Genomic DNA, 12,378 nt, shown 5'->3' with positions numbered 1-12,378 from the left:
CTAGGTCAAACTATTTCTTATAGCTTTGCAATCTTAAACGGTGTGGCTGCTTTATTACCGGCACTCGTGCTCGGTCCGTTAGCTAATAGATTTGGTCGTATAAAGGTTCACGCTTTTGCATTGTTTTGTACGGCGATTTCTTATGCCTTGATTGCACTAATGGCCAGCAGCCCTGTTTATATGTATGTCTTTATGGCAACGGCAGGTATCGGTTGGGCGGCCGTGGTTAGCTTGCCATTCGCCATCATGTCAGAGCGTGTTGAGAAGACCAAAATGGGTTTGTACATGGGTTTGTTTAACTTGTCAGTCGTTTTGCCTCAGCTCGTGGTTAGCTTAGGTGTGAGCTTGTTCTTAAACAAAGTAGACGACAAGTCCATGACCTTTGTTGTTTGCGCTGTCTCGATGGCAATCTCGGCGGTTTGTTGGTTAATGGTGAAAGAACAACAAACCGCTGAAACCCAAAGTTAGTTTAGAAGCAAGAATCGTTAAAAGGCTAATTGGTATTTGTTAATCAATTAGCCTTTTGTCTATTTAAATTATAAGTAACATCTATTTTTATCTAACTCAAAGATTGGGCAATATCGAGTGGCATTAATTCTAAGGAGAATGCTATGAAATGTGTTATTCGCTCAAATAATGTAGTTGTCCCTCAAGCGCTAAGACGTCGTATTACCGCTAAAATAGAACAGACATTCACTAGGTTAAACGACAAGGTCAAGTTTGTGGTCGTAAGCTTTCAAGACGTGAATGGCTCGCGTGGCGGTGTCGACAAGCAATGTAAGATCAAAGTCATTGGTCATGACCAAGTTGATGTCTACGTTGCTAAAGTTCATGAAAGCACTCATGGCGCGTTTTCAAGTGCATTAATAAAGGCACATCAGACATTCACGAATCGAATTAAACGTCTCATTGGTCGAGTAAAACGCAGAAGCGCCATGCGAGCGTATCAAGATATTGAACTTCTCGCTGATGCATCTTAACGATTAGCCAAAATAGCTTGTTCAGTCAGGGTCGACATCATCACTTCTCGGCCTTCTGACTGAACATAATCTAAAAATACCTCAGCCACTGGTGATTGACGTTTTTGTTTACTCCAAACAAAAGACCAGTGGTTTTGAATATTAAAGCCCGGAATCGTCAGCCTTTTTACCCCATACACTTCACCAAACGACAAGGTGTGTGCCGATAAAATCGAAACCCCAAGGCCAGCCATTACTGAATGAATGATCGCTTCGTTACTCTCGACCGTCATTTTTACTTTAGGAGACACACTTTGATTCATGAAATACTGTTCAATGGCGTGCCGAGTACCTGAGCCTTGTTCTCGAATTAGGAAGTCTTCACGACAAAACTCGGTAAGTGACACTGTTTCTTGCTTCGCTAGTGGGTGATCTTCGGCGACTATCGGCACTAAGTCATTCGGCATAAATCGAATGACATTGAGGTCTAAGGTTTCTGGCAAGTGAGTAAAAACATAAAAGTCATCTTGTTCGGCTTCAAAGCGTTCAATAATTTGTTGACGGTTTGCGACGGTAAATTTGATATCTATACCTGGATGCTGCTTGCAAAACGGCCCTAAAAGGTGAGGAATAAAATATTTGGCAGTCGTAACACAAGCAATCCGCAAGGTACCTGTACTTGCACCTCGAAGGCTCGAGAGTTTCATATCTAAGACTTCACATAAGTCTAATATTTCTTTTGCTGACTCGACCATGGTAAGGCCTGCATCTGTAAAGTGAATCTTTTTACCAATTTGCTGATACAAAGGCATTTCAATGGCTTCGGATAGTTTTTTTAACTGCATGGAAACGGTGGGTTGAGTCAAAAAAAGCTTTTCGGCTGCCGCTTTAATGCTGCCCTGTTTGTAGACTGAAAGTAAGATTTCCAGTTGTCTAAATGTGCCTATGTGAGCATGTAATCGAGATTTCATTGGTTAACCATTTGTCTAATCAATCAATAGATCATATCTATTATTATCTATTATTTGAGGGTTTTACAATGCGCTCAAATTAAAGTTGTTGTGGAGGCACGATGCGAACGGTTTATTTTGCAATATTAACGAGTCTGTTTTTATTTGGGCTTGCAGGTCTTAGCTTTGTAATAGGCCACAGTGTTGCAGGGTTTGTTGGTTTGGGACTCATGCTCCTTCTGAGCTCCGCTTTTAGTTATTATCAACAGGTGCGATCACCTTCAATCAATACTGCGAATGCTAAGTCAGCTAAAACACTGCAAATGTCAGAGGACGTGACAATATGATTGATGCCGTTGTTGCGTTTTTTGTATTAGGTATTCTGATTCACTTAAGTGGCGCCAAACTCAATTTTTCTGAGGGATTATATGGCGCCCTTAGTATGTTCTTGATGATTGCGATTGGTTTAAAAGGCGGTATTGCACTTCAAGAACATTTAGACAGTTCTTTGTTATATAAGAGTATTGCCGTAATATTTTTGGGCTTAGCTTTACCTTTTATTGCCTATCCTATTCTTAGATATTTTGGACAGTTAGATAAAATAAACGCCGGCGCAATTGCAGCCCATTATGGCTCAGTAAGTGTGGCTACTTATGCTGTCGCTGTTTCGTTACTTGAAGTAAACAACATTGATTATGAAGCTTACTTTCCATTATTCGTTGTACTTTTAGAAATGCCAGCAATTATCGTTGGACTCGTGATGGCAAAAGGGTCATTTTCATCGATCAACGGCGGCTTTATTAAAAAAGAACTGATTGCCAACCAAAGTATTTTATTGATGTTGGGGAGTTTGCTAATTGGCTATTTAGGTGGGGCCTCAACGGTCAAGCTAGAGCCTTTCTTTATCGAATTGTTTGGCGGGATTTTAGCTTTGTTTTTATTAAAAATGGGGTTAGTTGCTGGCGCTCAACTTAAAAATTTAAAGAAAGATAGCCTGTTCATCATATGTTTTGGAGTACTTATGCCAATCATAGGTGGCTTTGCAGGCATGGGACTCGGAGCAGCCTTGTCTTTAAGTTCAGGTGGTGTCGCTCTTATGGCTGTTTTAGGGGCAAGCGCTTCTTATATTGCTGTACCTGCCGCAATGAAAGCGAGTTTACCAGAGGCAAACGCTGGACTTTCTATCACCGCTTCATTGGGTATCACCTTTCCATTTAATGTCATACTTGGCGTCCCATTATTTATTGCACTCAGTCAGTGGCTATAGGTTTCAACAAGTAGAAAGCGGAGCTTTAACTCTGCTTTCTTTAATAAATCGTTGCCAGTTTTATAAAACTTAACATATACTGTTTTTATATACAGCTTATTGGGTTTATATAAACTGGCGGCGTTATGGCAACGACTCGAAAAATAATACACGTTGATATGGATGCATTTTACGTATCCGTTGAAATTCGTGACAATCCATCACTGGCAAACAAACCTGTGGCCGTAGGTGGACGCTCTGAGCGTCGTGGTGTTTTATCAACGTGTAATTACATTGCTAGGCAGTACGGTGTCAGTTCTGCAATGCCGACCGCAATGGCAATTAAAAAATGTCCAGATTTAGTCGTGGTGCCCGGTCGCATGGATGTTTATAAACAAACGAGCCAAACAATTCGACAAGTATTTGAGCGTTATACCGATTTAATTGAACCTTTATCGCTTGATGAAGCATATTTAGATGTGACTGATTGCACTTTGTTTAAAGGCTCGGCCACGTTGATTGCAGAACAAATTCGCAAAGATATTTTCGAAGCAACGGGGTTGACTGCCTCAGCGGGTATTGCCCCAATTAAATACCTTGCAAAGATAGCCTCAGATCTAAACAAACCGAATGGTCAATGCACTATAACCCCTGATGATGTTTGGAGTTTTATCGAGTCGATGCCGTTAAAAAACATTCCAGGTGTTGGCAAGGTAACCCAAGGTAAATTAGCCAAACTAAACTTACACACAGGGGGAGATATTCGCGCGGCCGATGAGTCGACTCTAGTTCGACACTTTGGTAAATATGGTCGTGTTTTATGGCAACGTTGCCACGGTATTGACCCACGACAAGTGGAGGTGAGTAGAATAAGAAAGTCGGTTGGGGTTGAGCGCACTTTTGACCGCGATATTAAAGACGCATCAACACTCAGACAAATTCTAACGGATCAACTCCTCCCCGAACTTAACAAGCGCTCGTCGAGTCACTTACAGTCCAGGCGTATTAACAAAGTTGGCGTCAAATTAAAGTTTTCTGACTTTCAACAAACCACCAAGGAACTTAAGTTTGATGCATTGGAGGCTAACGCGTTTCTACCTTTGCTAGAAGAAGCACTCGAGCGTGGAGGTGGTAAACCTATTCGATTAATGGGCGTTCATATTGGGTTAGCAGAGCCTCAAGAAACCAAACCTCAGCTGGCACTAACGTTCTGATTTTTATACAGACAGGTCAGACCGCCAATTTGATTACAAGGTCAACTTTTTTGGCTAAATGACGTATTATCATAAATAACTAATTTATCAGTCTTGGACTATGGTTAATAACTTCAAGACTCTGATAGCAAATAAAAACTAATACGCAAGCGAGATACTTATGCCTCATCCTATGCCTCTTGTCATTTCAGACATTAACAATGCACTTCAAGACTCTAATTGGGACGCCCTAGTTATTGTTGGTGAATCATTTGATAAAGGGTTACCAGACGCGTTAATCACCGAAATCGAAGAGTTAAAGAAAGTGGATAACCGTATTGGCCAATCGACGGTTTCTTTTGTATCACCAAATGTTGCTCAACAACGAGTTATTTTGGCTCCAACCGGCTCACTTAGTCGTTACTTTGACGATGTCCGCCGCTTTTACGATGCTGCTAAAAGCGCTGCAAATACACTGTTAGCTATGGGCTCGACAAAGCCTTTATTAGTTGTGTTGGGTAATGATGACATTAAATTTCAAAATGCGACTTTGGTTTCTTATTTAGGCTTTGGCCAAACATTTTGGGAGCCACTAGAAGCACGAGAAGCCTTGGGAGATGCCATAGAACCTGTTGGTATGGTAGGAATCGTTGGCGACAATATAGATGCTTCTGAAGCGAGTGCTATTGCCAATGGCCAATATGTAGCACGTGACCTTTGTGGTACAGAACCAGAGCGCATGGCTCCTGCTCGATTTGCAGAGTATTGTGTAGAGTCTTTTGCAGGCTCTAATGTAACTGTGTCTGTCGTTGATGACATGAAAACGTTAGAAAGTGATTATCCGTTACTTTGGGCAGTTGCACGTGCGTCAATAGAAGTAGAGCGCCATCAGCCACGCGTGATTCGATTAGAATACACCCCAAATGGCAATATAGAGCAAACGCTTATGCTTGTTGGTAAAGGTATTGTTTATGACACAGGTGGCGCCGATTTAAAAACGGGCGGCCACATGGCTGGGATGAGCCGTGACAAAGGTGGAGCTGCGGCGGTAGCTGGCTTTATGAAAGCGGTATCTGAATTAGCGCCAGTTGGTGTCAAAGTCGTTGCTGAGATTGCAGCAGTTCGAAATAGCATTGGCGCCGAAGCGTTTGTTGCTGACGAGATAATCACAGGACATTCAGGCGTTCGTGTAAGAATCGGTAATACAGATGCTGAGGGGCGTTTAGTTATGGCTGATTTATTATCGCGTCTTCGTGAAGAAGCACTCGATGAAACCAACCCATCTTTATTTACTGTTGCGACATTAACTGGCCACGCGGCTCGTTCATTTGGTCCGTACACAGCATTAGTTGAAAATGGAGCTGCACGCCAGAACGATATAGGTAACAAAATGGTCGAGCAGGGCGATCTTGTTGCAGACCCATGTGAGACTTCTTTATCACGCCGCGAAGATTATGACTTCGTCAGACCTCGTACTAAAGCTGATGACTTGTTGTCATCTAATAATGGCCCATCAGCGACGACGGCTCGTGGACATCAGTTCCCAATGGCCTTCTTGTCTATTGTGGCCGGGCTTGATAAACATGACCTAGACAGCGATCAACCTTTACCTTATGTCCACATAGATATTGCGGGCTCTGGAGTTGATGGTGGAGACTGGCAGCACGGTAAACCATCGGCTGCTCCTGTGTCAGCGCTAGTCAAAACTTTTATTGGTTAAGGGTTTCATATTTTTAAAACTGCATCAATCAAGAAGGGAACAAGATGAATCGACTAATTACAAATACCGCTGTTTCATTAAGTCTGTTGGCAGCAACACTGTTCAGTACAGGCAACATAGCAAATGATCGATTTGCGAATGTTGAAATTAAATCAACTCAAGTTAATGGCGATGTTTATATGCTTGAGGGATTTGGCGGTAACATCGGCGTTTTAGTCGGTTCTGATGGGACTTTGATGATTGATGATCAGTTTGAGCCTTTGGCTCCTAAAATTGAAAAAGCTATTTCTAAATTAACTGATACCCCTCAGATAAAGTATGTAGTAAATACTCACTATCATGGTGATCACGCTGGTGGAAATGTCTATTTTGCACGTTCTGCCAGTGTACTTGCTCACATGAATGTAAGAGAGCGATTGGCCAAAAAAGGCAACGAAGGACTTCCTGTTATTACATATGAAGACGGTGTAATGCTTCATTTAAACAATGAAGATGTTCATGTAAAACACTTACCTGCGGGGCACACCGATGGAGATTCAGTTGTTTATTTTCCCAATGCAAATGTTTGGCACCTAGGTGACTTGTTTTTCAATGGTCGCTTTCCTTTCATTGATACTCAAGGTGGCGGCTCGGTGGCGGGTTATATTGCCAATATTGAACACTTGTTAACTAAAATCGATGATGATGCTCGTATCATTCCTGGCCATGGACCTTTAACAGATAAAAAAGGGCTCGCAAAATTATTAGCTATGATCGTTGCAACTAAAGTAGAGGTAGATGCGATGAAGGCAGATGGAAAATCGTTAGAGCAAGCCATTGCTATTGGGTTGGATAAAAAGTGGCAGTCTTGGGACTGGAGCTTTATTACAGAAGAGAAGTGGATTACCACTTTATTCAAAGCGGGTTAGTCTAAACTAATATTACTTTCGCAGCTGGTATCGGACTTTAATTTATGCGATTACAACAGAAAGCGGTTCTGTTCACGTTACCTTTGGTTATCATACCGACATTGATATTGGGATTGTTGTCACTTAGTTATACCAAAAGTGCGCAAGAACAATTGGAGCGAGCGGCACTTCAAGAAGAAGTGGATCACAGGGCTGACGTGATAGACAGTGTGGTGCTGTCTGCGAAAGATAGTTTAATTATGCTTACCAACTCCACTGAGTTTAATAATGCGTCATTAAACTGGGCTATGTATGAAAACAAAGACCAATTGCTCAATAACTTACAGCCAAAGATAGATGCATTTTTTAATTCATATCCTAATGTAAGTGCTATTAAGTTATTTGATAATAAAAGAAATTTACTTCATACGTTTAATAAAAAAGGTGACGTAAAAAAACTCCAAACGAATGGCTTGCTCCGTAAGTATCAAGATTGGTTTTTAGTTCCAACGGAAAATAGACAGTCGATGGCGTTGGTTAACCAATCAATGTGGTTTTTAAATGCCATTGAAGGTCACTCAGAATTAAAAAGTCTCGGATATATTCAGGTGATTGAATACCCAGACTGGCTTGAGCTGCTTGATATGGGGGAGTTTATAAAAGAGCCCAAACAAAGGCGATTATTAGTTTTAGATCAAAATGCAAATGTGATCATGGGAGTGCCCACGCAGTCGTTAGGTTCTTCTATACCAACACCTTTATTTAATAAGTTAAAAGCGAGTTCATTGGTACATGATTCCGTTGAAGTAAATGTCGAAAGTACGATTCTTACCTTCGCCTCTCGAAATCTTCACAACGAATACCTGTTAATTTTTGGTAGTAGCCCAGGAAACATGCTGGATTATAACTTGTCCTATATTTGGGGCGCTGCTATTACGGTTTTACTCACCATCTTATTTGCGCCGATTATTTTGCATTACGGCTTTAATAAAGTAATTGTGGCCCGTATCGAACGTTTGGCCAATGCAAAAAAACAAGTCGCTCAAGGTAATTTAGACATAAAATTAGAGTCAAGAGCGGATGATGAGATTGGTGACTTGTTTGCTTCATTCAACGTCATGGTAAGGCAGCTTATTGTCTATCGCGAGAACGAAAGAGATAGCCGCTTACAGCTTGAATATAAAGTCAAAGAGCGCACAGAAGAGCTCGAACAAACCAACCACGCACTAGAAAAAACTAACTCTGAACTTGAAACGGCAAAGGTACTTTCAGAGCAGGCAAACGAATTGAAGAGTGCATTTGTTGCCAATATAAGCCATGAAATAAGAACGCCTTTGACCGCTATTCTAGGTTTCACTGAACAAGTGTTGTCGACAGAACTGCATAAGCCTGAGCAAAAAGATTTGCTCAATCGGGTTCTAAAAAGTGGGCGTCATTTATTGGCGCTTATTAATGATATTTTGGATTTATCCAAAATCGAATCTAATAAGTTAGATTTGGAGTACAGAGAATTTTGCTTGTTCCAAGCTATTGCTGATGCTGAGTCAATTCTTACCGCACAAGCTCAGGCAAAAGGTTTGTATTTCAAGTTTGAATATGACTTCCCGCTACCCAAAAATATCAGAAGTGACGAGACAAGGCTTAAGCAAATTCTGTTTAATTTGATCAGTAATGCCATCAAATTTACCCAATCAGGTGGAGTCTCGGTCAAAGTCAATTTTGACGCAAGAGAAAACCTCGTATCAATAACAGTTAAAGATACCGGCATCGGTATGACACCTGAGGTACAGCAACGTATATTTTCACCATTTGTGCAGGCTGATGTAAGTATTTCTAGAAAGTTTGGTGGTACGGGACTCGGTCTTGTTATATCGAAAAGTTTAGCGAATTTACTTGGTGGTGACATAAAACTAAGTAGTGAGCCAGGCAAAGGCAGTGAGTTTACCGTTACCATTTCTGTGCTGGGCGATAATGTCCCATTTGATATCGAGCTAGTTGAAAATGATCAAGAGTTACAAAGTGTGGTCAATCGCTTACATCAAAATGATACGACTTCTACCGTAAATGTGAGTGGCAGAGTACTGGTGGCTGAGGATGTCGAAGACAATCAGCACTTATTTGGTTTGCTATTGTCTTCTCTAAAATTAGATTACGTTATGGTTGAAAATGGCCAAAAAGCTGTTGAAAAGGCGTTAACAGAAGACTTTGATCTGATTTTAATGGATATGCAGATGCCAATAATGGGCGGATTAGAAGCAACCAAATTGATCCGGCAGTCAGGTGACTCAACCCCAATTTATGCGCTAACTGCAAATGTTATGTCGGAAGATGTTGGCAAGCATAAAGAAGCAGGTTGTAGCGGAACAATTGGTAAGCCTATTGATAAGGCTGAATTTATGGCCGTTCTAAAAAGGGAGCTTGGTCAGAAAGACGCTGAAGAAGAGGTAGGTTTGTTGCCTGATGATCAGATGCGTGAATTAACAGAAAGTTACTTAACCCAACTAATGGAACAGATTGCCATTATTATTGGTTGCCAAATCCCCGAGTCACTAGCCACACTCAAAGCCGAGTGTCATAAGATAAAGGGGTCAGCTGGCAGTTATGGATTTATGGAATTGACGGATGAAGCCGGTCGGTTGGAAAAAATGTGCGAGGAAGCATTAAAGAACGCAGACGCTGAAAATGCGATGGGTGATTTTGATTTGAGTCAAAGCGAGCTACAAGATTTAGTGCAACATAAAGAACAGTTAGTTAATTTAGCGAATCAAACGATTGCCGACTACAGGAAACAGAACCAGTGACCGATGTATGGTTAAAACAAGCTATTGCTTGCCCGTCAGAACACTTTGATCAACGAGAGCATGCAGAACAAAGTATAGACTTGTTGGTTATTCACAACATTAGTTTACCGCCAGCAAAGTCCGAAGAAGACTTTGATAATGACAATGTAGAGGCCTTTTTTACAGGGCAGCTTGATTATCAAGAACACCCTTATTTTGAGGCCATAAAAGACTTAAGAGTCAGCGCCCATCTATATATAAAACGCTCTGGCAAAGTCGTGCAGTTTGTACCTTTAAATCAACGGGCATGGCATGCAGGTGTCAGTGAGTTTGAAGGCCGAAGTAAATGTAACGACTTTAGTATTGGTATCGAACTTCAAGGTACTGATGATTTACCTTTTACCGATGCTCAATATGAAGCGCTAACCGAACTGACGAAAGAAATTGTGCAAAAGTACCCAGGTATCACGAAAGAACGCATAGTAGGCCATTCGGATATTGCGCCGGGTAGAAAAACAGATCCGGGCCCATGTTTTGATTGGAATCGTTTGATAAGCAAACTATAGTCATAAAGAAATAACAATTAACAGCCAGCAAAAGGTAACGCATTGTCATGACATTAATTATTTTATTATTGGTTTTAATAATTGAGCGGGTAGGGCTAAATTCAGACAGTTGGCAGGCTAACCGTTATGTTGATTGGTACGCATCAAAGTACGGTGAGAAAGTTAAAGAAAAAGACAACACAGGCTTGTTGTTTTTTGTTTTGGCTCCTGCCGTAATTATTGGCGTACTTTTATTTATTTTAGACAGTCGCCTTTTAGATTTTATTGTTGGTTTATTGGTTATGGGAGTATGTGTTGGCCACTATCCAGTTCGTAATTTGTATCGCCAATACCTTAATGCACAGCAGCGAAATGATGCAGAAGCAATGGCGATTGTTCATCAACAATTATCAAATAAAGAAAGCGCCGATGACACAAAAGACACGATTGGTGAAACCTTAATTTGGAATAACTTTAAATTTTACGCCGCTCCTATTTTTTTCTTCGTTGTTTTAGGGGTACCGGGAGTCGTGTTTTATACGACCTTATTGTTTTTAACAATCAAAGAAGCGCCAGTTGATAAAGCAAATGACCTCACTAAGTTAAATGAAGACATGATGGAAGAGAGTTCCGACGCTGAGTCTGAAGGTAGCTCAGAAGATAATACAAGTCAGCATGCACTCACCGCTCACCAATCAACATTAAACAAATGGTTAGAGTGGGCTCACTTTGTTCCAGCTCGCCTGGTCAGTATTGGTTTTATGTTTGTGGGTCACTTTGGTAGTGGTTTAGATGCTTGGTTGCGCCTTGCCGGTGATATTAAAAAGCCAGCTCGCCAAATCATAAATAATATTGCAATGGCTGCAGAGGGTAACCCTTTGTCTTCTGCTCAAACAGCACCAGAAAATAACACTGCACAAGATATTAGTTCAGCCGATACAACGCATTCACAAGATGAAGCCGAACCTCACATCAATGCGACTCAAAATAACGAGTTACATCACAATGCCGAAATTATGGTCCGCTTGGCAAAACGAAATATGGTGCTATTTTTAGTAGTGGTGGCGCTACTTACTTTATATGGCCAAATCGTTTAGTTGGTTAGAACCTGGTTGGGAATATATAGCAACTGTTCACAACAGCCGATCATGCTTAGGCCATATTTGTTGCGATTGATGGCCTATTAAATACGACCAGTTAATGATCTGGTCGTGCCACTTTGTACATGGGTTTACATTAAAAAATCGAGCTGTTACGATCCACTCGATATTGGTAAGACCAATTTACCAATTAATGTACAGGAATGGAAAATCGTGACAAAAGTGGTGACCAAAAAAGTATCAGAGCAAGTTGCTTCGCAATTAGAAGCGATGATCATTGACGGCAGTTTTTCTGCTGGAGAGCGCTTGGCTTCTGAACGTCTCCTTGCCGAACAATACGGCGTTTCTCGTCCTTCCATTCGTGATGCAATTAAACAATTAGAAGCAAAGGGGTTAGTGACTCGTCGCCAAGGCGGTGGCACATTCGTGAGTAAACAACTCGACGCCCCTTTTGCAGCGCCACTTTTTGATCTTTTGGCGAATAATCCAGAATCACACTATGATTTATTGGAATTTCGTTGTGCGTTAGAAAGTGTTGTTGCGTATTACGCTGCGTTACGTGGCGAAAAAACAGAATTAAATAACATCGAGTTAGTTTTTAATTCGATAAACGACATTGACGATAATGACTTAGACGCTGTGTCTGATGCAATTGTGGCTTTTTATCTGGCTATTGCTGATGCAGCTCAGAATGTTTTATTGGTTCACCTTTTGCGTGGCATAAAAGATTTATTACGCCACAACATCAAGGAAAACTTGTTGGTCTTTAAAGATCACAAAGACATTCGCCAACAACTTAATGAACACAGAGCCAAGTTGATGCGTGCCATTTTAGAAGGGCAACCAGAGGCCGCTCGTCAAGCAAGTGGACAACACTTGGCGTTTATTGAGCAGTCATTGTTAAAGCTCGACCAAGACAAAGACCGACTTTCAGGGTCGGTTCGTCGCTTGCTCAGCAGTCAGTAATTTAATACACAATTTATTAACTACAGGAACCT

General features: G+C 41.2%; 11 protein-coding genes. 10 read left to right on the top strand and 1 reads right to left on the bottom strand.

What is annotated here, in order from left to right:
* The coding region (locus tag AC4E96_RS05725; protein WP_490255161.1) for an MFS transporter at positions 1 to 468 on the top strand (468 nt) is incomplete at its 5' end.
* A gap of 143 nt (positions 469 to 611) precedes the next feature.
* Entirely contained in the window at positions 612 to 980 is a 369-nt protein-coding gene (locus AC4E96_RS05720) for a hypothetical protein (RefSeq protein WP_490255160.1), read from the top strand.
* On the opposite strand, the gene AC4E96_RS05715 is transcribed toward AC4E96_RS05720, so the two are convergent.
* The gene (locus AC4E96_RS05715) at positions 977 to 1,930 is read right to left on the bottom strand and encodes a LysR family transcriptional regulator (protein WP_490255159.1); all 954 of its coding nucleotides are present in this window, start codon (positions 1,928 to 1,930) and stop codon (positions 977 to 979) included. The genes AC4E96_RS05720 and AC4E96_RS05715 overlap by 4 nt on opposite strands.
* A gap of 322 nt (positions 1,931 to 2,252) precedes the next feature.
* On the opposite strand from AC4E96_RS05715, the gene AC4E96_RS05710 reads away from it, so the two are divergent.
* The 8 genes from AC4E96_RS05710 (at position 2,253) to AC4E96_RS05675 (ending at position 12,346) form a co-directional block, all read left to right on the top strand.
* A complete protein-coding gene (locus AC4E96_RS05710; RefSeq protein ID WP_490255158.1) occupies positions 2,253 to 3,176 on the top strand; it encodes a sodium-dependent bicarbonate transport family permease in 924 nt (307 codons plus the stop codon).
* A gap of 125 nt (positions 3,177 to 3,301) precedes the next feature.
* Complete coding sequence (gene dinB, locus AC4E96_RS05705) at positions 3,302 to 4,369, top strand: DNA polymerase IV (RefSeq protein WP_490255157.1); 1,068 nt, start codon at positions 3,302 to 3,304, stop codon at positions 4,367 to 4,369.
* A gap of 160 nt (positions 4,370 to 4,529) precedes the next feature.
* Complete coding sequence (locus AC4E96_RS05700; protein ID WP_490255156.1) at positions 4,530 to 6,068, top strand: M17 family metallopeptidase; 1,539 nt, start codon at positions 4,530 to 4,532, stop codon at positions 6,066 to 6,068.
* 44 nt (positions 6,069 to 6,112) lie between these two features.
* On the top strand, positions 6,113 to 6,976 hold the full coding sequence (locus AC4E96_RS05695; RefSeq protein WP_490255155.1) for an MBL fold metallo-hydrolase: 864 nt from the start codon (positions 6,113 to 6,115) through the stop codon (positions 6,974 to 6,976).
* A 44-nt stretch (positions 6,977 to 7,020) separates the two neighbouring features.
* A complete protein-coding gene (locus AC4E96_RS05690) occupies positions 7,021 to 9,756 on the top strand; it encodes an ATP-binding protein (RefSeq protein ID WP_490255154.1) in 2,736 nt (911 codons plus the stop codon).
* Positions 9,753 to 10,301 (top strand): 1,6-anhydro-N-acetylmuramyl-L-alanine amidase AmpD, encoded by a 549-nt coding sequence (gene ampD / locus AC4E96_RS05685; protein WP_490255153.1) that lies wholly within the window; start codon positions 9,753 to 9,755, stop codon positions 10,299 to 10,301. The genes AC4E96_RS05690 and ampD overlap by 4 nt, the downstream gene beginning before the upstream one ends.
* A gap of 47 nt (positions 10,302 to 10,348) precedes the next feature.
* Positions 10,349 to 11,377: a regulatory signaling modulator protein AmpE gene (ampE, locus tag AC4E96_RS05680; protein ID WP_490255152.1), complete on the top strand. Its 1,029-nt coding sequence runs from the start codon at positions 10,349 to 10,351 to the stop codon at positions 11,375 to 11,377.
* Between the two features lie 114 nt (positions 11,378 to 11,491).
* On the top strand, positions 11,492 to 12,346 hold the full coding sequence (locus tag AC4E96_RS05675) for a GntR family transcriptional regulator (RefSeq protein ID WP_488033774.1): 855 nt from the start codon (positions 11,492 to 11,494) through the stop codon (positions 12,344 to 12,346).
* Positions 12,347 to 12,378: the final 32 nt, after the last annotated feature.

Source organism: Psychrosphaera sp. (assembly GCF_982872775.1).
The sequence above is the reverse complement of the archived record's forward strand: the minus strand, read 5'-3'. Positions and strand labels throughout refer to the sequence as shown.

What these genes read in the sequence shown, in the direction of transcription:
- AC4E96_RS05720 (WP_490255160.1), top strand. Translation starts at nt 612, where the DNA reads ATGAAATGTGTTATTCGCTCAAATAATGTAGTTGTCCCTCAAGCGCTA.
- AC4E96_RS05715 (WP_490255159.1), bottom strand. Translation starts at nt 1,930, where the DNA reads ATGAAATCTCGATTACATGCTCACATAGGCACATTTAGACAACTGGAA.
- AC4E96_RS05710 (WP_490255158.1), top strand. Translation starts at nt 2,253, where the DNA reads ATGATTGATGCCGTTGTTGCGTTTTTTGTATTAGGTATTCTGATTCAC.
- dinB (WP_490255157.1), top strand. Translation starts at nt 3,302, where the DNA reads ATGGCAACGACTCGAAAAATAATACACGTTGATATGGATGCATTTTAC.
- AC4E96_RS05700 (WP_490255156.1), top strand. Translation starts at nt 4,530, where the DNA reads ATGCCTCATCCTATGCCTCTTGTCATTTCAGACATTAACAATGCACTT.
- AC4E96_RS05695 (WP_490255155.1), top strand. Translation starts at nt 6,113, where the DNA reads ATGAATCGACTAATTACAAATACCGCTGTTTCATTAAGTCTGTTGGCA.
- AC4E96_RS05690 (WP_490255154.1), top strand. Translation starts at nt 7,021, where the DNA reads ATGCGATTACAACAGAAAGCGGTTCTGTTCACGTTACCTTTGGTTATC.
- ampE (WP_490255152.1), top strand. Translation starts at nt 10,349, where the DNA reads ATGACATTAATTATTTTATTATTGGTTTTAATAATTGAGCGGGTAGGG.